At 75.8% G+C, this 18222-nt stretch carries 23 protein-coding genes and 2 pseudogenes; 12 read left to right on the forward strand and 13 right to left on the reverse strand.

Features of this window, described 5'->3' with window-relative positions:
- Nucleotides 1-184: 184 nt before the first annotated feature.
- From OP18_RS61745 to OP18_RS51080, 5 genes are read left to right on the forward strand one after another with little or no spacing between them, the layout of a single operon-like run.
- Nucleotides 185-307, forward strand: coding sequence for a hypothetical protein (locus tag OP18_RS61745; protein WP_260709459.1), 123 nt, complete (start codon nucleotides 185-187; stop codon nucleotides 305-307).
- Between the two features lie 47 nt (nucleotides 308-354).
- Nucleotides 355-2253 carry a S8 family serine peptidase gene (locus tag OP18_RS04320; protein WP_033357390.1) on the forward strand — a complete coding sequence of 633 codons (1899 nt, stop codon included), beginning with the start codon at nucleotides 355-357 and terminating at the stop codon, nucleotides 2251-2253.
- A 23-nt stretch (nucleotides 2254-2276) separates the two neighbouring features.
- On the forward strand, nucleotides 2277-2588 hold the full coding sequence (locus OP18_RS04325; protein ID WP_033357391.1) for a hypothetical protein: 312 nt from the start codon (nucleotides 2277-2279) through the stop codon (nucleotides 2586-2588).
- Nucleotides 2585-3025 carry a hypothetical protein gene (locus OP18_RS04330; protein WP_052386214.1) on the forward strand — a complete coding sequence of 147 codons (441 nt, stop codon included), beginning with the start codon at nucleotides 2585-2587 and terminating at the stop codon, nucleotides 3023-3025. Before OP18_RS04325 ends, OP18_RS04330 begins: the two co-directional genes overlap by 4 nt.
- 52 nt (nucleotides 3026-3077) lie before the next feature.
- Nucleotides 3078-5696 (forward strand): tetratricopeptide repeat protein, encoded by a 2619-nt coding sequence (locus OP18_RS51080; protein WP_052386215.1) that lies wholly within the window; start codon nucleotides 3078-3080, stop codon nucleotides 5694-5696.
- Here the strand turns inward: OP18_RS51080 and OP18_RS04340 are convergent.
- Nucleotides 5659-6198 carry a hypothetical protein gene (locus OP18_RS04340; RefSeq protein WP_033357392.1) on the reverse strand — a complete coding sequence of 180 codons (540 nt, stop codon included), beginning with the start codon at nucleotides 6196-6198 and terminating at the stop codon, nucleotides 5659-5661. The two genes, OP18_RS51080 and OP18_RS04340, sit on opposite strands and share 38 nt — an antisense overlap.
- Nucleotides 6199-6381: 183 nt before the next feature.
- Between OP18_RS04340 and OP18_RS04345 the strand changes: the two genes are divergently transcribed.
- A complete protein-coding gene (locus OP18_RS04345; protein ID WP_033357393.1) occupies nucleotides 6382-6942 on the forward strand; it encodes a hypothetical protein in 561 nt (186 codons plus the stop codon).
- Nucleotides 6943-6963: 21 nt separating this feature from the next.
- Here the strand turns inward: OP18_RS04345 and OP18_RS04350 are convergent, their stop codons facing one another.
- Nucleotides 6964-7227: a hypothetical protein gene (locus tag OP18_RS04350; protein WP_033357394.1), complete on the reverse strand. Its 264-nt coding sequence runs from the start codon at nucleotides 7225-7227 to the stop codon at nucleotides 6964-6966.
- 417 nt (nucleotides 7228-7644) lie between these two features.
- Here OP18_RS04350 and OP18_RS04355 point away from each other — a divergent pair, with 417 nt between their 5' ends.
- Nucleotides 7645-7962 (forward strand): hypothetical protein, encoded by a 318-nt coding sequence (locus tag OP18_RS04355; RefSeq protein WP_156089288.1) that lies wholly within the window; start codon nucleotides 7645-7647, stop codon nucleotides 7960-7962.
- Nucleotides 7963-8570: 608 nt separating this feature from the next.
- Here OP18_RS04355 and OP18_RS04360 read toward each other — a convergent pair.
- The 3 genes from OP18_RS04360 to OP18_RS04370 form a co-directional block, all read right to left on the reverse strand.
- A complete protein-coding gene (locus OP18_RS04360; RefSeq protein WP_156089289.1) occupies nucleotides 8571-8879 on the reverse strand; it encodes a hypothetical protein in 309 nt (102 codons plus the stop codon).
- A gap of 167 nt (nucleotides 8880-9046) precedes the next feature.
- Nucleotides 9047-10078, reverse strand: coding sequence for a TIGR03086 family metal-binding protein (locus OP18_RS54380; protein ID WP_081970340.1), 1032 nt, complete (start codon nucleotides 10076-10078; stop codon nucleotides 9047-9049).
- The gene (locus OP18_RS04370; protein WP_211273439.1) at nucleotides 10071-10421 is read right to left on the reverse strand and encodes an ArsR/SmtB family transcription factor; all 351 of its coding nucleotides are present in this window, start codon (nucleotides 10419-10421) and stop codon (nucleotides 10071-10073) included. The genes OP18_RS54380 and OP18_RS04370 overlap by 8 nt, the downstream gene beginning before the upstream one ends.
- A 57-nt stretch (nucleotides 10422-10478) precedes the next feature.
- Between OP18_RS04370 and OP18_RS04375 the strand changes: the two genes are divergently transcribed.
- Nucleotides 10479-11057 carry a DUF488 domain-containing protein gene (locus tag OP18_RS04375; protein ID WP_033357398.1) on the forward strand — a complete coding sequence of 193 codons (579 nt, stop codon included), beginning with the start codon at nucleotides 10479-10481 and terminating at the stop codon, nucleotides 11055-11057.
- 10 nt (nucleotides 11058-11067) lie between these two features.
- On the opposite strand, the gene OP18_RS04380 is transcribed toward OP18_RS04375, so the two are convergent.
- Both OP18_RS04380 and OP18_RS04385 read right to left on the reverse strand, forming a co-directional pair.
- Nucleotides 11068-12444: a permease prefix domain 1-containing protein gene (locus OP18_RS04380; RefSeq protein ID WP_033357399.1), complete on the reverse strand. Its 1377-nt coding sequence runs from the start codon at nucleotides 12442-12444 to the stop codon at nucleotides 11068-11070.
- On the reverse strand, nucleotides 12441-12800 hold the full coding sequence (locus OP18_RS04385) for a PadR family transcriptional regulator (RefSeq protein WP_033357487.1): 360 nt from the start codon (nucleotides 12798-12800) through the stop codon (nucleotides 12441-12443). The genes OP18_RS04380 and OP18_RS04385 overlap by 4 nt, the downstream gene beginning before the upstream one ends.
- A gap of 108 nt (nucleotides 12801-12908) precedes the next feature.
- Between OP18_RS04385 and OP18_RS04390 the strand changes: the two genes are divergently transcribed.
- Nucleotides 12909-13256 (forward strand): PadR family transcriptional regulator, encoded by a 348-nt coding sequence (locus OP18_RS04390; protein ID WP_052386231.1) that lies wholly within the window; start codon nucleotides 12909-12911, stop codon nucleotides 13254-13256.
- Nucleotides 13257-13404: 148 nt separating this feature from the next.
- Nucleotides 13405-13851, forward strand: coding sequence for a hypothetical protein (locus OP18_RS58540; RefSeq protein WP_033357400.1), 447 nt, complete (start codon nucleotides 13405-13407; stop codon nucleotides 13849-13851).
- A gap of 3 nt (nucleotides 13852-13854) precedes the next feature.
- On the opposite strand, the gene OP18_RS60305 is transcribed toward OP18_RS58540, so the two are convergent.
- The 5 genes and pseudogenes from OP18_RS60305 to OP18_RS62445 all read right to left on the reverse strand — a co-directional run.
- On the reverse strand, nucleotides 13855-14340 hold the full coding sequence (locus OP18_RS60305; RefSeq protein WP_033357401.1) for a WD40 repeat domain-containing protein: 486 nt from the start codon (nucleotides 14338-14340) through the stop codon (nucleotides 13855-13857).
- Between the two features lie 148 nt (nucleotides 14341-14488).
- Nucleotides 14489-15070, reverse strand: a pseudogene (locus OP18_RS61750) (Hsp70 family protein); the annotation flags it as partial.
- A complete protein-coding gene (locus OP18_RS04405) occupies nucleotides 15016-15621 on the reverse strand; it encodes a VOC family protein (RefSeq protein WP_033357489.1) in 606 nt (201 codons plus the stop codon). The pseudogene OP18_RS61750 and the gene OP18_RS04405, both read right to left, overlap by 55 nt.
- Nucleotides 15622-15848: 227 nt before the next feature.
- Nucleotides 15849-15992: a hypothetical protein gene (locus OP18_RS60315; protein WP_245635253.1), complete on the reverse strand. Its 144-nt coding sequence runs from the start codon at nucleotides 15990-15992 to the stop codon at nucleotides 15849-15851.
- 99 nt (nucleotides 15993-16091) lie between these two features.
- Nucleotides 16092-16175 (reverse strand): annotated as a pseudogene (locus tag OP18_RS62445) (LacI family DNA-binding transcriptional regulator); the annotation flags it as partial.
- A gap of 112 nt (nucleotides 16176-16287) precedes the next feature.
- Between OP18_RS62445 and OP18_RS04410 the strand changes: the two are divergent.
- Nucleotides 16288-16638, forward strand: a complete 351-nt coding sequence (locus OP18_RS04410) for a DoxX family protein (protein WP_033357402.1) — start codon at nucleotides 16288-16290, stop codon at nucleotides 16636-16638.
- 89 nt (nucleotides 16639-16727) lie between these two features.
- Nucleotides 16728-17318, forward strand: coding sequence for a hypothetical protein (locus OP18_RS04415; RefSeq protein WP_156089290.1), 591 nt, complete (start codon nucleotides 16728-16730; stop codon nucleotides 17316-17318).
- 202 nt (nucleotides 17319-17520) lie between these two features.
- Here the strand turns inward: OP18_RS04415 and OP18_RS04420 are convergent, their stop codons facing one another.
- Complete coding sequence (locus OP18_RS04420) at nucleotides 17521-18189, reverse strand: class I SAM-dependent methyltransferase (protein ID WP_052386216.1); 669 nt, start codon at nucleotides 18187-18189, stop codon at nucleotides 17521-17523.
- Nucleotides 18190-18222 lie beyond the last annotated feature (33 nt).

Genomic DNA, 18222 nt, shown 5'->3' on the forward strand with positions numbered 1-18222 from the left:
GTTGATGGAGGCACCGCCCCATTCTGCAACCGTTGCCCACCGGCGCCGCCGCCGTGCTCACCCGAAGGGATGAACGGCTCGGGTGGCCAGTTGTGTCAAGTTCCGTTAACGGCGGGTGGGGTGGGCCGAGGCTCGTAGCACGGGGCCGCCGCGGTGGCGGTCCATCGGGCACGTGGAGGTCCTGATGACGATCGTCGAACGGAACGTCACGCACCAGTCCGAGGGCGGCGAGGACCCCGCGCCGGGCGTCCCCGACGCGGGTGCCCCGGACGGTGGATTCCCCGGCGACGGCGGCACGTCAGGCTGAGACGGCACCAGCCGGCCCGCACCCGCGACGACCCACCGGAGGCCACCATGAGCGAGCCCGACCAGCCGTCCCTGATCCGCCACGCCGGTCGCAGCCTGGACCCGCGGACCGAACCGGCCACCGGGCAGGGCGGGCGCGGCGTCGTGCAGTTCCACCGGCCGCTGACCCGCGCGGAGCGGGACCGGATGCGGCGCGAGCACGGCCTGGCGCTGACGGACTACCTGCCCGACAACGCGTTCGTCGAGCGGCTGCCGTCGTGGCGGCTCGCCGCCGTCGAGGGCGACCCGCTGGTCCGGGCGGTCATGGCGTTCGGCGCGGACCTGCGCCGGTCCGCCACGGGTGGGCGCAGGACCCTGGTGCGGCGGCGGTCTCCACGGTACGAGGTGAGCCTCTTCCCGGACGCCGACCTGCCCGCGGTCCTCACCGGGCTGGCGGGCCACGGCGCCGGCGAGCCCGTGGTGGTCGACGACCGGCCGCACGGCGGGGCGGTCAAGGTCCGGTTCGCCCTGCCGGAGCCGGCGGAGCCGGCCCTCGCGGCGATCGCGGCCCTCGACGACGTGCGGTGGGTCGACGAGGTCGGCGAGCCGAAGCTCGACACGGGCCCGGTGACGGCGGCACCGGCCACCGCCCGCGCCTGGGCGGGGCCGATCTGGGCGCTGGGGCTCACCGGCGCCGGCCAGGTCATCGGGGTCATGGACAGCCCGATCGACCTCGGCCACCGGTTCTTCGCCGACCCGCGGCACCCGGTGGGCCCGGCGCACCGCAAGGTCACCGGGTACCGCAACGCCCTCGAGGAGCAGCCCGCCCGGCACGGCACGTTCGTCGCCGGAATCGCCGCCGGCGACGACCCGGACCAGCCGGGCGGGCACCCCGACCGGGGTGTCGCGTGGGCCGCTCGGCTCACCTACGGCAACGCCGACGACCTGGAGCGCACCGGCGTGCTGGCGTACCTGGCGGCCGCGGCCGGCGACGGCGCGTACGTGCACAGCAACAGCTGGCACGACGAACCCGAGATCCAGTACGACCAGCTGTCCGCGGACCTCGACACGTTCGCCTGGCAGCGGGAGGACCACCTGGTCCTCGGCTCCGCCGGCAACCGGACCGAGCGGATGGGGCCGCCCGGCACGGCGAAGAACGTCCTGTCGGTCGCGGCCTCGCGGGGACCGGCCCCGGCCGGCTTCGGCGACGGCGCGACCGGCCCGGCCGCCGGCGGCCGGCACAAACCGGAGCTCATGGCGCCCGGCTGCTCGATCCGCTCCACCGTCGTCGGCACGCAGGCCGGCGTCGACCTCGACCGCAACGTCTTCGTCAGCCGCACGCCGATCTGCGCGAGCAGCTGGGCCACCCCGGCGGTCGCCGGCCTCGCCGCGCTGGTCCGCCAGTACTACGTCGACGGCCACCACCCGGGCGGGCCGCTGGTGCCGTCCGGGGCGCTGCTGCGCGCCACCCTCATCGCCGGTTGCCTGCCGGACGGCGGCGGGCAGTACCCGAGCGACACCGGCGGCTGGGGCGTGGCGCGGGTCGAGGAGACGCTGCGCGGGCCGCTGCGCATCCGCGACGTCCGGCACGCCGACGGGCTCGACACCGGGGAGAGCGCCGAGCTCCAGGTCGACGTCGCCGGCGGGGGCCGGCCCCTCACCGTCACGCTCGTGTGGACCGACCCGCCCGGGATGGCCGGGTCGGACGCGCCCGCGGTGAACGCCCTCGGCCTCACCGTCGTGCCGCCGGGCGGGCGTCCGCCGCTGCCCGGCAACGTGTTCGCCGGCGGCTTCTCCACCCCCGGCCCGGCGCCGGCCCGGCCGGACACCGTCCAGCGGGTCCTGGTCCGGCAGCCGGTCCCCGGCCGGTGGACGGTCCGCGTGACCGCGACCGCCGTGCACGTCGGCAACCCCGGCCAGGGCTACGCCCTCGCCGTCACCGGCGACCTCGCACCAGCACCCAGTTGAACCGAACCCAGGAGGTACCCACCATGCAACAGGTCAAGGGCGTGCGGGCCGTGGTCCAGGGCGACCTGCCCGACGAGATCATGCAGCGCATCGCGGCCGCCGTCCGCCGGGCGGTCCTGCACGAGCTCGCCGACGTCGACCTCGGCCCGCGCCTGCGGCAGCTGCCGCTGCAGCCGCCGGCGGCGCCGTCGAGCGAGGACGTCGGCGTGGCCGACTTCATCCCGCCGCTGGTGCCGATCCTCGGCTTCTGGTTCCTGCCCGGCGAGGGGCCGCTGCTGCCGGAGGTGCCGGACGTACCGGACCTGCCCGACATCGACGGGCCGATCGTCGCATGAACGCCACGCCGCCCCCGGCGCGCACGTGCCCGAGCAGCTCGTGCACGCCGGGGAACCTCCTGCTCGGCATCGTGCGCCCCGACGGCACCATGGCGCAGCTGCGCCCGCCGCTGGAGGTGGACGAGACGTTCGTGCGGCGAGCCCAGGCCGGTGACCGCGTGCCGGAGGCGCGGATGCGCTTCGCCGGGCCGTGCGTGACGTCGCGGTGCCGGCAGTGGACCGGCGAGCGCTGCGGCGTCGCCGACCTCATCGCCGACCGCGCGGCGGCGCTGCCGGACCCGGACGCGGCGGGGCTCGCGCCGTGCGCGATCCGGGCGACGTGCCGGTGGTGGGCGCAGCGTGGCGCCGACGCCTGCCGGATCTGCCCGGCCGTCGTGCACACCTGGCGCGACGACGCCGCCGGTCGGCGCCCCGCGCCCGACGACCCGGTCGGGTGAGCGGCCGGCCGGCCGGTTTCCAAGCGGCGGGCCGCCGGGGGACACTTCGCGTGTGCGCGCGCTGCCCCGGCCAACGCTGCCCCCGGGACCCCTCGCCGACCTGTTCGACGAGCTGCACCAGCTGCACCACCGGGCCGGCTGGCCGAGCCTGCGGCGGATGGCGGCCGAGGTCGGGTGCAGCCACACCACCATCGCCACCGCGTTCAGCGGCCCCCGGCCACCGCGCTGGGGGCTGCTGGAGCTGATCGTCGAGGCGCTCGGCGGCGACCCCGAGCAGTTCCGCGCCGGCTGGATCGCCGCGACCCAGGCCGACCCCGACGAGGCCGCCGCGGCACCGGCGGCGCCCGCGGCACCACCGGCGTTCACGTACGTCACGCCGCGCGACCTGCCGGCGCCGGCCGCGCCGTTCATCGGCCGGTCCGCCGAGCTCGCCCAGCTCGACGAGGCGTTCGCGGCCGCCGGCGCCGGGGAGGCGTCCAACGTGGTCCTCATCGCCGGCCCGCCCGGCGTCGGCAAGACCACCCTCGCCGTCGCATGGAGCCACACCGTCGCTGACCGGCACCCGGACGGCCAGCTGCACCTCGACCTGCGCGGCTATGACGTGAGCCGCCCCCGTACCCCGTCCGCGGCCGCCGACGCCGTCCTGCGCCGCCTCGGCGTCGAGGCCCCGGCGCTGCCCCGGGAGCTGAGCGAGAAGTCGGCGCTGCTGCGCTCGCACCTGGCCGGCCGCCGGCTGCTGCTGGTCCTGGACAACGCCCACTCCGCCGACCAGGTGTGGCCGCTGCTGCCCGGCACCGCCTCGTCGTTCGTCGTCATCACCAGCCGCGACAGCATCCCGGGGCTCGTCGCCCGCACCGGCGCCCGCCGGATCCTGCTCGACCGGCTCGACCCTGCCGCTGCCGCGGAGCTGCTGACCAGGCTCCTCGGTGCCCCCGCCGCCGCCGATCCTGCCGCGGTACGGGCACTGGCCGCGCGCTGCGCGCACCTGCCGCTGGCGCTGCGCGTCGCCGCCGAGGTCGTCACCCAGGACCCCCGCCAGCCGCTCGCGGAGCAGGTGGCCCGCTTCGACCGGCGCGCCGCCCGGCTCGACCTGCTCGACGCCGGCGGCGACGAACGCACCGCCGTTCGCAGCGTCTTCTCCTGGTCGCTGCGCCGGCTCAGCGCGCCGGCCCGGTCGCTGTTCGAGCTGCTCGGGCTCAGCCCCGCCCGGCACCTCGACGACGACGCCGCGGCCGCGCTGCTCGGCGCGGGACCCGCGGCCGGGGCCGCCGCCGTCGCCGAGCTGCTGCGCGCCCACCTCGTCGAGCGCCGCGACGACACGGTCGGGCTGCACGACCTGCTCCGCGACTACGTGGTGGAGCTGGCCGCGCAGCGGCCCGAGACCGAACGCCGGGCCGCCCGGCTGCGGCTCTTCCAGCACTACGTGACCGCGTGCCGGCGGGCCGCCGGACCCGACGGCGACCCCGGCTGGCTGCGGCGGCACCGCTCGTCACTGGTCGCCGTCGCCCGCTCCGCCGCGCAGGACCATCCCGGGCCGTGCCTGGAGCTGGCCGAGCTGCTGCACGGGTACCTGGAGGGCGCCGGCCACTACAGCGACGCGATCGCCGTGCAGCGCACCGCCATCGACGTCGCCCGCCGCCGCGGCGACGACGGGCCGCTGTGCGCCGCCCTGTGCCGGCTCGCCGACGTCCTGCGCCGTGCCGGCGACCTCACCGACTCCCTCGCCGCCGCCACCGAGGCCCTGGCGATCGGGGAACGGCTCGGCGACCCGTCCCGCATAGCCGGTGCGCTGCAGGCGATGGCGGCGGTGCACGTCCGGCAGGGCCACAACGAGCTCGGCAGCGACGAGCTGGGCCGGGCCGCCGGCATCTTCCGCGACCTCGGCGACCGGGCCGGCGAGGCGGCCGCCGCGAACCGCCGCGGGATCGCCCTCATGCAACTGGGCCGGCTCACCGAGGCGCTGGAGCAGCACGAGCGGGCGTACACCGGGTACCGGGACCTCGGCCTGCGGCTGCCGATGGGGCGCGCCGCCAACAACATGGGCGTGCTGTGCGTGCGGCTCGGCGCGCACGAACGGGCGTCGGCCGTGCTCGCCGAGGCCCTCGAGCTGGCGCGGTCCACCGGCAACCGGGCCGGCGTCGGGGTCGCCCGGGCCAACCTCGGCGACCTCGCCGCCCGCGCCGGCCGCTGGCAGGACGCGGCCGAACACTTCCGGCAGGCCGTCGACGCGTGCGAACAGGTCGGGTACCTCGCCGGCCTCGCCGACGCCCGCCGGGGCCTCGGGCTGGCCCTCGCGCACCTCGGCGAGGCCGGCGAGGGCCTCGCGCTGCTCGACGACGCGCTGCGCCTCGGCCGGCGCGTCGGCGACACGGACATCGAGGCGGCCACCCTCATCGACCTCGGGCACGTGCACCGGCACGCCGGCAAGGACGGCACCGGCAGCTACCGCGCGGCGCTGGCGACCACCGAGGTCACCGGCGACCCGTACCAGCGGGCGAGGGCCCTGGACGGGCTGGGCCGCTGCGCCGCGGACGCCGGCCGGCCCGGGCGGGCGGCGGAGCACTGGCGGGCCGCCCTGGCGCTGTTCGAGCGGCTCGGCGTACCGGAGGCCGACACCGTGCGGGCGGCGCTGCTCACAGCGGGGCCAGCCAGGCCGGCCAGACGACCATGATGTGCGCGGCGGCCGTGTCGGCGCCGTCGCGGCCGGTCAGGGTGGCGCCGAGGACGGCGGCGGACGCGGTGACCGCGGTCAGCAGCACGTTCCACGACGTGACCAGGCTCGCGTCGGGCAGCGTCGAGGACAGCGCGTCGAACGCCGTGGTCGGCAGCGCGCCGGTCACCAGCATCGAGAACTCCGCGGGCGCGGCCAGGGCCTGCAGCGCCTGGATCCTGCCCTGCAGTTCGGCGCTCTGGTCGGTGCTGAGCACCTTCGCGTCGGCGAGCGCCATCACCGCCCGGGTCGCCATCCCCACCAGCGCCGCGAGGGGGGCGTCCCGCAGCGTGGCGACCTCCACCTGACCCCAGGTGACCACGACGTCGCGGACCAGCTCCTGCTGCTCCTGCGCGGTCAGCACGACCGCCAGGTCCTTGCTGTGCCCGGTGCCGAAGTTCTTGCTGTGCGCGGCGCCCACGTTCTCGCTGTGCGCGGTGCTGACGTCCTTGCTGTGGCTCATCGTGCGCTCCGTCCCGTCATCGGCCTCGATGGCTTCATTCTCGGGGCGGCGGGAGCGGGGTTGACGAAATTGGCCGGATCCCGCCTGGCCAGTTCCGTACGGAGTCGTAAACGCCTCCCGCGGCGGTCGAAGACTGCTTGCGGGGCCGGACGAGCCGGTCCCGGGAGAAGGGGGACCCACACCATGTCCAGGCAACCACGCGACCAGGTCAGCACCGACGGCGTGTTCCTGTCCACGCCGGGCGTCTTCGACGGCACCGCCGCCGGACTTCGGCACGCGTTCAAGATGCAGTTCTCGCCGACCGCGTCGCGGCACGACGAGGATGGCGGCGGTGGGCGTACGGCCATCGGCACCGCCTTCGCGATGGACCGCGCGCTGCTCGACTTCGGCGCCGTGCAGCCCTCCGCGGTCGACCTGGCCCGCGCCGAACGCGACTGCGAGCTGCTGCGCGAGGCGATCCGCAAGCACCCCGAGGTGCTCACCCAGGCCCTCGACCTGGTCACCGGCGGCCGGACCGACGTCGACGGCATCCGCTCGGCCGCGAGCGCGCTGCAGGGCATCGGTCTGACCGAGCGGCAGGCGTACGACACCGGCGGCGGCATCGTCGCCCTGCTCCTACTGGCCGCCGCGGCGCTGCTCATCGAGGGCTGCGACGCGTGCGTGACGGTGGTGGAGACCAGCCCGCAGGTGCAGCCGCAGTTCCCGTCCAGCCCCGGCCCGGCCGACGCGGGCGGCGGCGGCTGAGCCGGGGACGGGGCTGTTCGCTCAGCGCTCGGGCAACTCGCTGAGCAGCGTGAACTCGAACTCGATCTGCGGCGGGTCGGACCCTTCCTCGGGTGCGACGAGGTACGACTCGACACGGAACCCGAGGTTGAGCACGTCCGCGGCCCGGATGTGCTCGACCAGTTCCTCGGCGGCCGTGAAGTAGGCGGTGTAGATGATCGACGGCCCGTCGGCGACGTCGCCGGCGGGCTCGAAGGTTTCCTCGGCGTCGGCTTCGGGGGTCTCAGCTGCGATGTCAACGGTCACGAGCGGCGAGCCTACGCGCAAGGTTGCCACCCGGCACGGCGGAGCCGTGCGGCGCCGGCTGAGGGATCCGTCACTGCCAGGCGGCGGGGAAAATGTCGGTGGGGGTCTTTATGCTCGGCTCGCTTGGTCACACCACACGGGGAGCACGAGATGCGGCTGCGACGGATCGTTCTGGCATGCGCCCTGGTCGCGGCGGTCGGCCTGACCGCGGCGTGCGGCGATGACCCGACCGGCACCGCCGGCGCGTCCTCCACCGCCACGGCCGGTGGTGCTTCGGGCGCCGCCTCCGCTGGCGCTTCGGCCGGTACATCGGCCGGTGCTTCCGTTGCGGGCCCGTCCGGTGGCTCGTCCGGAGGTTCTTCCGGAGGCGCTTCCGGGGCCGGGTCGGGCAACACCGAGGCCGTGTGCAAGGGCGTGGTGGCCGCCTACGATCAGGAGAAGGGCGAGCTGGTCGGTGCCCTCGGCGAGATGCTGGCGGCCGGCGCCCGCGACGACAAGGCCGGCGTCGCCGCCGCGAAGGCCAAGGGCCAGGTCGTGATGGCCCGCCTCACGAAGGCCGTCGACGCCGAGCTGGCGAAGGCCACCGACCCCGCCGCGAAGGCGGCCATCCAGAAGTTCGTGGCGACGTTCGCGAAGGTCCTGCAGGGCGAGAGCCTCGACGACCCGGCCTTCCAGGCCGAGCTGGACAAGGCCACCACGGAGGCCGCGAAGTACTGCCCCGCCCTGTCCGCATAGACGCCCGCACCGGCCGCGGTGGCCCCGGCGCCTGCACCGGGGGCGGTGGCTTTGGCGGTGCTCGCCGCGCTCGGTCGCGAGCGCGTCCGGGTGCGCGACGTGCGCGGGGCTGGTCGCTGCCGGCGGGTGGCCGCACCGCGGGCCCGTGGCGGCGCGGACCACGATGGGGCACCGGCCGCGAGGCTGCGGGGTCCCGGGGCACCGCACCGGGGCCGCCGGTGGTGCTGACGCTGAGCACCTGGGCCACCGGCGGTGCTGACGCTGAGCACCGTCATCGCGCGGGACGAGGGTGCTCCGCGTTCCCGGGCACCACCACCGTGGCGCCAGCACAGCCGCAACGACCGGCCCGGTTGGGTTCGGCGGCCACGAGTGGCTTCTCCCGCCGGCCTTCGATGCCGAGCTGGACAAGGGGCCACCACGGAGGCCGCGAAGTACTGCCCCGTCCCGTCCGCGTAGAAGGTCCGCACCGGCCCCGGTGGCCTTGGCGGTGCTCGATGCGCTCGGTCGCGGGCGCGACGTGCGGGCACTGCAGGCCGTGCTGATGCTGACCACCACCACCACCGCGCGGGCCGAGGGTGTTCCAGGGTCCTCGGGCACCTTCACTGCCGTCAATGCCCGGGCGTCACGGTCACCAACGCCGCGCCCGGGCTGGGTTCGGCGGTTACGACCGGCTTGCCCGCCGACCCGGCGGGTCGGCGGTCGCGGTGCCCCGGTTGGCCGGTGTGCAGGGCGCCCGCGCCAGCGATACCCAGACCCCACGGGATCGACCACCACATCGCGAACTGGCCGACGGCGCTGAGCGTGGCGCCGGACCAGGCGCCGAGCAGGACCGGCAGGGCCGCGACCACGGCGCCGGCCAGGACGACCCACGCGCGGGCCAGGCGGGACGGCTCGGCGGCGGACACGGGTGCGGGCACGACAGCGGGCGAACCAGCCGACACGGGTCCAGGTCCGGAAGCGAGACGGTAGGCCAGGAGCACGATCAGCCCGCCGGACGCGCGGGCGGGAATGGTCATGCCTGGTGCAATGAGGCGGACGGCCCGCGGTCGCTCGGACAGACCAGGCACGCCACGGCGGCGGCTGGTCAGGGGTGGCGGCCGGTGAAGCAGAGGAAGGCGGTCTGCGGGTCGGCGCCGGGCGGGGGTGGCACGCTGGGGCGGAACGCGCCGGTGCGGCGCAGGCCCTCGGCGTGCGGCAGCAGCGCCTGGTGGGTGCGGGTGACCTGGGCGGGGTCGAGGGCGTCGTCGGCGCCGACGGCGCGGGCCAGGTCCCAGGTGTGCACGAGCAGCTCCAGGCTGCCGATGACGGCGACGGCCTGCTCGACCGGGACGGGGCCGAGCGGGCCGCCGGGCAGCGGGGTGGCGGCGCGGGCGGGGTCGTGCAGCATGGCGAGCATGTCGTCGCGGCAGCGCCGGAACGCGGTGGCGAGGTCGGCGGTCGGCTCGACCGGGGGTGCGTCGGCCATGGGGGCGATGCCGACGCCGTCGGCGGGGGTGGGCGGGCGGCGGTCGACCATGGCGAGGATGCCGCGGTGGCCGTTGACGACGTGGCCGACGACCTGGCGGGCGGTCCAGCCGTCGCACGGGCTTGGGGCGTCCCAGCGGGCGGGCGGGGTGGCCTCGATCCGGGCGAGCAGGCCGTCGGCGAGGACGCGGTAGTTGGTGGCGGTGTCGTTCATGGTGGGTCCTGTCTCGGTCAGCAGGTCGGCGAGGCGGCGGGCGGTGCGGGTGCGCCAACCGTCGGCCATGACGTCGCGGGCGCGCCGGTGCAGCGGGTTGTCCGGGTCGAAGCCCTCCTGCAGCAGGAACAGCCGGGTGCCGGTGCCCTCGGGGTGCAGCGTCCAGGTGATGGTCCACCCGTCGCCGGTCCCGGCCGCGTCGCGCCACCGCACGCGCAGCATCCGGGCCGGTTCGAAGGCGAGGACCTCGGCGTCGACGGTGCCGGAGAAGCCGGCGGCGGGCAGTGGCGCGGTGCGCATGGTGTACCGGTGGCCGACCTCGAGGCGGAAGTCGCCGGGCATGAGCCACCGGGCGATCAGGTCCGGCTCGGTGAGCGCCCGCCACACCTTGCCCGGCGGGTGCGGCAGGAACTGGTCGACGTGCACGCAGTCAGACACGGTCGTCCTCGGGGGCGCCGGTGTCGTCCAGGGTGTCCAGGACCGCGCCGAGGTCGGTGAGGCGCTCCCGCCAGAACTGCTCGAACGGGCCGAGCCAGTCCCGGACCTGGGTCAGCGGGCCGGCCTCGAGGCGGTACAGCCGCTGCCGCCCGACCCTGGTCTCGCTGGCCAGGCCGGCCTCGCGCAGCACCCGCAGGTGCTCGGAGAAGCTGGGGCGGGACATGGCGAAGTGGCCGGCGAGCTCGGCGACCGGCTGCGGGCCGTGGACGCGCAGCAGCCGCAGCGTCTCCCGGCGCACGGGGCTGGCCAGCGCCGCGAACACCGGATCATCGGTGGGGTGCACGCGGTCCAATATAGGTAGGAAATTTCCTACCGGTCAAGCGCGGGTACCGTGCCAGGAGTGGACGAGGAGAGGCCGGCGGTGCGCATCTGCACCGTCGGGCACGGCGCGCGGCCGATCGAGGCGTTCCTCGGGGTCCTGCTCGACGCGGGCGTCGAGGTGCTGGTCGACGTGCGGCGGTTCCCCGGGTCGCGGCGGCATCCGCAGTACGGCCGGGACGCCCTGGCCGCCGCCGTGACCGGCGCCGGGCTGCGGTACACCTGGCAGGGCGAGACGCTCGGCGGGCGGCGGCGGGGCGTCCCGGGCACGCGGCACACCGCGCTGCGCAACGCCGCGTTCGCCGCGTACGCCGACCACATGGACACCCCCGTCTTCCGCACCGCCGTCGACCAGCTGATCGACGAGGCCCGCACCGCGCTGCCCGCCGTGCTGTGCGCCGAGACGCTGTGGTGGCACTGCCACCGGATGCTCGTCGCGGACGCCCTGACCATGCGGGGCGCGCGGGTCGAGCACCTGCTGGAGGTCGGCAGCCGGCAGCCGCACCGGCCGACGCAGGGGGTCCGCCGGGGCGCGGACGGCTGGCCGGTGTACGACGCCCAGCCGGCCCAACCGGCCCAGCCGGCCCTGCCCGGGCTGTGAGCGGGCGCGGTCAGACGTAGCCGAACACCGGCGGGAAGACGAACACGACGATCCACGCCCAGGCGGCGTACACCGGCAGGTGCCCGGTCTGCCAGCGCTCGAGGGCCGCGAAGCGGCGCCGCCGGCGGATGAACTGCCACAGCAGCAGCGCCGAGCCGGCGAGGTTCACCAGCAGGATCACGTTCTCGCCGAGGGCGGCGGCCTTGTTGGGGGTGGTGCCGTACTCGGTGACCCGCCCGGTGATCTCCAGCAGCACCAGGGCGTCGATCGCCAGCGCGCTGAGCACGAGCGCGAGCTGCAGCTTGTCGAACCCGCCGGGCGGGGCGAACGGGTCGCGGGCGGAGATCGAGTACAGCAGCAGCCCGAGGACCACGACGAGCAGCAGGTCGAACAGGATCAGCGCCTCGCGCTCGACGTCGATGCGGGAGCTGGTGACGCCGACCGCGACCAGGAACGCCAGCAGCACCGCGGTGAACAGCGGGGTGAACAGCCGGGTCAGCACCGGGGCGATGTTCTCCACCACGCTCTGCTTGGCCTCCACCAGCCAGCCCGCGACGACGACCGCGGCCATCGCGCCGCACGGCAGCAGCCACTGCCCGATGAACGTGTCGGGCTTGACGCCGATGGCCTCGAACGTGCCGAACATGAACGCGACGAGCACGCCGCCGCCGAGGGCGATGAGCACGAAGTAGACGAAGACCTCGCCGGTGAAGCGGATGAAGTCCATGTGCCGGCGCGGGGATCGCCAGTCGTCGGCAACGTACGCCACGCCCACCACCAGCCACAGCGCGATCGGCAGGTGGATGGTGGTGATGACGAGCGACTGCGACTCCTCGCCCAGCGGGTAGACGTTGGCGGCGACCGCGCCGAGCGCGAAGAGGGCGGCCAGCACCGCGAGCACCACCCGCGGCGCCTGCCGCCGCCAGGCGAGGAACCCGGCCAGCCAGGGCAGCGTGAACAGGCCGATGTTCGTCGCGTAGAACACGCCGTCGTCGCCGAGGTGCTGCCCGAACAGCTCCGGCACCTTGATCGAGGCGGCGGCGCCGGCCGCGCAGCCGATCATCACCCACAGCGTGCGGCGGGAGCGGGAGTCGGCGACGGTACCGGTGTCGCCGGCGCCGGTGAGCACCAGCTGCTTCCACAGCCGCTCGGAGTGCTCGCGGGCGAACTCGCGGGACAGCTCGTCGAGGCTGCCCATCCGCTTGACCGCGACGAGGAACGCCTCGTCGTGGCTCAGGCCGGCCGCGACGAGCTCGTCGACCGAGCCGCGCAGGTGGTCCTCCAGCTCGTCGGCGTCGGTGGTGCGCAGCTCGCGGCGGCGCTGCACGTACTGCCGCCACTGGGCGATCTGGGCCTCGAGGCCCTCCTGGCTGTCGGGTGCGGTCATGACGGGCACTCCTGGGGGACGACGGTGAACGGCGCGCGCCAGATCTCCTTGAGGGTGCCCACGACGGTGTCCCACTGGCGGCGCTGCTCGGCGAGCTCGCCGAGGCCCTGCTCGGTGATGCGGTAGTACTTGCGGCGCCGCTCCCCCGCCACCGCGTGCCAGGTCGACTCGACGTGGCCGAGCCGCTCCAGCCGGTGCAGCAGCGGATACAGCAGGCCCTCGGTCCAGTCGAGCTCGCCGCCGGACAGCTCGTGGATGCGTTTGAGGATGGCGTATCCGTAGCTCTCGCCCTCGGCCAGGATGCCGAGCACCATCGGCGTGGCCGACGCGGCGACGAGGTCCTTCGCGACCTTCACGACCATCACACCCCTCGAAGTACGATGCATAGTACTGCTAGGTATAGGGGCGCACAATCGGCCGCCGGACCACCTATGGTTCGCATGTACCGATGGCCGATACGGGTGGTGGACATGGCGATGCACGAGCCGACCTTCTACATCCTCACCGCCCTCGCCGAGCACCCGCAGCACGGCTACGGCGTCATGCAGACCGTCGCCCGGCTGTCCGGGGACCGCGTGACGCTGCGCCCCGGCACGCTGTACGCGGCCCTGGACCGGCTCACCACCGAGGGTCTGCTCGCGGTGGACCGGGAGGAGGCGCTGCAGGGCCGGCTGCGCCGCTACTACCGGCTGACCGAGGCGGGCTCGGCGGCCCTCGGCGCCGAGGTGGTGCGCATGCGCGCGGCCGCGTCGATGGCCGCGGCCCGGCTGCGCGCCCACGGCGGGTGCACCGCCGCGGGCGCCGGCGCCTGAGGCAGCGTCGCTGCGGTCGTCGCGGTCACCCGCGTGCTGCGCCACGACGCACCAGTGTGCCGGCCCGGGTGTTCCACGGGTCCGGACCCGGGTCCCGGCCCGGCACGCTGTGGGCAGTCAGCAGCAGACCTCGGTACAGGAGCGCGACATGCCCACGATCCACCTCAGCGCGACGACCACGGTGACCCCGGCGCAGTTCGTCGCGAGCCTCACCGACTTCGGGCCGGGCCGCTCGAAGCTGTTCGCCAACAGCAGCGACGAGTACCTCACCGTGCACGACCTCGGTCCGGACCGGGCGGACGTGACGGAGGGCTCCGGCGGCGTCTGGGAGCGGCTGCGCTACGACTGGTCCGACCCGCACCGCGTGGTGATGACGACCGTCGACTCGAACGTGTGGGGCGGCGCGTCCGGGCACACGTACACCTTCACCCGCCGGCCGGACGGCACGACCCTCATCGACGCGGTCGTGGTCCGCGAGGGCCGCAACCTCAAGGGCCGGGTCATCGGGCTGCTGCTCGGCACCGTCGCCAAGGGGCAGCTGCGCAAGGGACTGCGCGGCACGGTCGCCGCCGTCGAGGCGCGCAACGACCGCTGACCGTCACAGCCGGTCGCCAGCAGCGCGTACGTCCTGGCGTCCCACAGCCGCAGCTTGTTGTCGCGGTACGTGATCGTGACGAACGCCCTGCCGGTCGGGCCGAACAGGGCCACCCCGCCATCGGCGCGGGCGACGGCGAGCGTCGTGCCGTCGGGGCTGAACCAGATCGAGTCGTTGCGGCCCGCGTACCCCCTTGATCCGGCCGAGCTGCGCCTTCGACGCGACGTCCTTGACGGTCACGCCGCCGTCGACCGCGAACGCGACCACCTGGCCGTTCGGGCTGAGCGCCACGGCGTTGCCGGTCTGGTGGAGCAGCTCCGCGCCGGCCCTGCCCTGCTGGTGCAGCAGCACCCGACCGTCGAGGCTGCCGGTGACGTACCGCGACCCGTCGGGGGTGAAGCTGACCCCGGTCACGTAGCTGTCGTTGTCGTCGGTCACCGCGGCCTGCCGGAACCCGGGCGAAACGGCCGGCGCGGCGGCCTCCCGCACGACCGGGCACGATGCCGAGCGCCTGGTGCGGCAGCGTCGCGGCGAGCGGGGTCCGGGACGCTCCGCCGGCCAGGAACACGGACCGCTCCGGGGCGTCGCCGGCGGTGCGGACGGTAGCGCGGGCCGCGGTGACGGTGCCGAGGTACGCCACGACGGCCGCGTCCACGTCCAGCCCGCCGGTGTCGGCCAGACCACGCTCGGCGAGGACCTCGAACCCGTCGGCAGTGCGGCGCACGACGGAGGCGTCGAAGGTGCCGGCGCCGAAGTCGTACACCACGACATGGGCATCGACGGCCAGACCGCCGGCGAACGCGTGGGCGGCCGCGACGGGCTCCGCGACCAGGGTGACCGGGCCGAGCCCGGCGGCGGTGGCGGCGGCGGTGGGGGTCGGCAGCGCGCGGCGGCTCGCGCCCCACCCCACCGGGCAGGTGACCGTGACGTCGCCGAGCGGCCCGCCGGCGACCCGGACGGCCTCGTCGGCGACCCGGCCGAACACGGCCGCGACGAGGTCCACGGCGGCGACCTCGGCCCCGCCGAGGACGATCCGCGCCCGGGTCCGCGCGCCCTCGCTCGTCAGCGTGCGGGTGAACGGCTCCTCCTGGATGTCCGGCCGCGGCCGGGCCGCGATCTCCGGCCGCCGCCCGGTGCGGCGCGCCGCACCGGCGACCCGCCCGGTCAGGTGTCCAGGCCCGCGGCCCGGGCCATGTGCCCGGCGTACCAGGCCGGCCAGTTCGTGTCCTCGTGGCCGAGCCGCTGTTCGTACTCTCCGTGCGCGGCGGCCGCGTCGCGCAGCGCCCGCTCGACCTCGGCGACGGAGCCGTACACGACCTGCCCGGTCCGCCCGGGCAGCCGCCGGGTCACCTCCTGCAGCACGAACCCGTTGCCGTCCGGGTCCTGGAAGGACACGAACGAGCCGTAGGACCGCCGGTCCGGCTGTGGGCCGGCGACCCGCCCGGTGGTGCCGGCGTGGTGGAACACCCCGCCGGCGTCGTGGAACACCTCGCTCACCTCGACGCCGGCGGCCACCAGGTGCTCCCGGGCGGCGACGATGTCGTCGACGACGAAGTGCACGCCCTGCGCCGAGCCGGGCGCGGCGTCGGTGACCCGCGAGCCGAACAGGATCGACGCCGCCGACCCGGGCGGGGTGACGTGCACGACCCGGAAGCCGTCCGGACCGGCGAAGTCGACGTCCTCGCGGAAGCCGATCCTCGTGTAGAAGTCCTTGGCCCGGTCGACGTCCGAGACCGGCAGGACGACCACCTCGAGCTTGAAGTCCGTCATCGTGTGCTCCTTCGTGGTACCAGCGATGCCGTGCGGCACCTGACACCGACTGTCGTCCGAGCGGCCCGCGCTCGCCCCAGGGCAGGTCCCTGGCCGGCTCCCTGGCCGGTCCCCGGGTCGGCCCCGGGTCAGCCGTTGAACACCGGCGGCGCGTGGCCGGCGGGCTTGTCACCGACGCCGAGGCCGGGGCCGACCAGCCACGACTGGTACTGCGGGGCGAACATCGCCTACGGCGGCACCGGCTGCGGCGCGCCGGCCTCGTCCAGGCGGCGCCGGGCGTCGGCCTCGTCCAGGCGGCCGCCGAGCGTCGGCCTCGTCCAGGCGGCCGCCGAGCGTCGGCGGGCAGCCGGGCTCCACGCGGTGAGGCCCATGCCGAGCGAACCGCCGCTGCCGGCCGGACGCCAGCGCCCTGGCCGTCGGGTTCGGCAGGAATCCGAGGGCGGCGACCGCCTCGTTGACCGCGCCCGGACCGGCGCCGACGCGCCCGGCTCGTTGTTGATCACCCGCGACACGGCCGCGCGGGACATCCCCGCCGCCCGCGCGACGCCCTCGATCGTCGGCTCGACGCGCCCACCGGATCACCCCGCACTTCCCCCGCTGCCGGCCGGCTGTCACGTTCCGCGGGGCCGGCGCGTCCTTGCCGCACACATCGTCGAAGGGGAGCCCATGTTCGCTGCGTACGTCATCGTCACCACCGTCGCCGTGGTGTTCAACGGGGGTGCGGCCGGCACGTACCTGATCGGGCACGACTACCCGAAGGCGCAGGCCGACATGAAGCGGGTGCCGCGGTCGTGGGTGCCGGTGCTCGGCGCCCTGCTGGCGGCGGGCACGGTGGGGCTGCTGGCCGGGTTCGCAGTGCCGGTGCTGGGCGTGCTCGCCGCAACGGGGCTGGTGCTGTACTTCACCGGCGCGCTCGTCGCGCACCTGCGGGTCGGGTCGCGGCAGCTCGTCGGGTGGGCGGTGTTCTTCGTGACCGCCGTGGCGGCGCTCTGGGTGAACGTCGCGCATACCTGGTGAAACTCGGCGGGTTTTCGCCGGCCGGGCGGATCCGGGGGCGGGCGGCGTGCGTCGAACCGGCGAACGTCCCCTACCGGATGGAGTGCAGCGTGCGAAGCAGATACGGGCGGATCGTCGCGGGCCTGACGGCCGGACTGGTGCTGGTCACCGCGGCGGGCTGCGCGCGCCAGGCGATGGCCGGGGACCCGGCGCCCGGGGGTTCCGGCGCGCCGGTGACCGCCGGGCCGGACCGGGACGCCGCGGTCTACACGCAGGTGCTGCGCCGATACCTGGGCACGCCGGCCGAGAACTCGTTCCCGGACCGCACGTTCCGGCACGTGTACGTGCTGGACCGGGCGGTGCGGGGCGCCGGCGACCCGCAGGCCGCACAGGCGGCCGGCGAGCCGATCCCGGCCGGCACGCAGCGGGCGGTCGCCGACGCGCTGGCCGACGTCGGGCCGGTGGCGTTCGTCGCGGACCGGGAGTCGGTGCTCGTGGCGCAGGACGGCTGCGCCACCGTGCGCGACGGCGGCATCCTCGTCACGCTCGGGCCGGTGACCGGCGGCGCCGACCGGGTGGAGGTCGGTGTGTACGGCTACGTCGCCTGCCTCGGCGCGACCTGGCTGACCTACGTGGTGCAGCAGGCCGCCGGGGACGGCTGGCAGGTCACCGGCACGACCGGCCCGATGGCGATCGCCTGACCGGCCCGGGACGGCGCGGGACGGCGCGCCTGGACCGGCCCGAAGCGGCGCGCCGGCCGGCTCGGAGCGACTCGCGTGGGCGGCTCAGGGCGGCTCGCGCGGGCGGCCGGGCCCGGCGCACGGTCCGGGCCGGAGTAGCCGCGGCCGCCCGGCCCGGCTCCCGGACCGGACAGCCTCAGCGGAGGCGGCTGCCCGGGCCGGCTCACGGCGTGCCGGGTCCGGCCGCGGTGAGCTCGGCCCGGCCCAGCAGGTGCGCGGTCCTCGGGGTGAGGGGGGCCGGCGCGAACCCGAACCGGTCGAGGTCGGTGATGGTGAAGCCGCCGCGGGCGATGGTCGCGGCCGTGTCGCGGTTGGGGTGGCAGCCGCCGGCCAGGCGGGACCACAGCGGGGTCGCGGCGTCCTCGAGCAGCCCGACCAGGCGCCGCTCGGAGCGCACGTGCTCGTAGAAGCGCAGCTGCCCGCCGGGGCGCAGCACCCGCCGGATCTCGGCCAGGGCGGCGTCGGGGTCCGCGACGCTGCACAGCACGAGCGAGCAGACGGCGGCGTCGAACGTGCCGGGCTCCGCGGGCAGGCACTCGGCGGTGCCGGCCACGACGGTGACCGGGACCGGCGCGCCGGTGGCCGCCTTCGTGGCGAGGTCGCGCAGGTACGGGTCGGGCTCCACCGCCAGCACCGCGGTGACCTGCGCGGGGTAGTGCGCGAAGCAGGCACCGGTGCCGGCGCCGACCTCCACGACGGTGCCGCTGAGCCCGGCGACGAGGCGGGCGCGGTGGGCGGCGGCACCGCGGGCGTCCATGCGCGGGACCGCGGCGGCGAACGCCCGCGCGAAGCGTTCCTGTCCCGCGCCGCCTCCGGGCCGCTGTTCTGGCACGCGCCTGATTCTCGCCGCGGGCGGCCGCCGGCG

This window comes from Dactylosporangium aurantiacum (genome assembly GCF_000716715.1).
In the GTDB taxonomy this organism is placed as follows: domain Bacteria; phylum Actinomycetota; class Actinomycetes; order Mycobacteriales; family Micromonosporaceae; genus Dactylosporangium; species Dactylosporangium aurantiacum.

Coding starts and splice junctions, on each gene's coding strand:
- OP18_RS60315 (WP_245635253.1), bottom strand. CDS start 15,992: ATGGGCCTCACCGCGTGGAGCCCGGCTGCCCGCCGACGCTCGGCGGCC.
- OP18_RS04340 (WP_033357392.1), bottom strand. CDS start 6,198: ATGAGCCACAGCAAGGACGTCAGCACCGCGCACAGCGAGAACGTGGGC.
- OP18_RS04325 (WP_033357391.1), top strand. CDS start 2,277: ATGCAACAGGTCAAGGGCGTGCGGGCCGTGGTCCAGGGCGACCTGCCC.
- OP18_RS04330 (WP_052386214.1), top strand. CDS start 2,585: ATGAACGCCACGCCGCCCCCGGCGCGCACGTGCCCGAGCAGCTCGTGC.
- OP18_RS04345 (WP_033357393.1), top strand. CDS start 6,382: ATGTCCAGGCAACCACGCGACCAGGTCAGCACCGACGGCGTGTTCCTG.
- OP18_RS61745 (WP_260709459.1), top strand. CDS start 185: ATGACGATCGTCGAACGGAACGTCACGCACCAGTCCGAGGGCGGCGAG.
- OP18_RS04405 (WP_033357489.1), bottom strand. CDS start 15,621: ATGACGGACTTCAAGCTCGAGGTGGTCGTCCTGCCGGTCTCGGACGTC.
- OP18_RS58540 (WP_033357400.1), top strand. CDS start 13,405: ATGCCCACGATCCACCTCAGCGCGACGACCACGGTGACCCCGGCGCAG.
- OP18_RS04410 (WP_033357402.1), top strand. CDS start 16,288: ATGTTCGCTGCGTACGTCATCGTCACCACCGTCGCCGTGGTGTTCAAC.
- OP18_RS04320 (WP_033357390.1), top strand. CDS start 355: ATGAGCGAGCCCGACCAGCCGTCCCTGATCCGCCACGCCGGTCGCAGC.
- OP18_RS04380 (WP_033357399.1), bottom strand. CDS start 12,444: ATGACCGCACCCGACAGCCAGGAGGGCCTCGAGGCCCAGATCGCCCAG.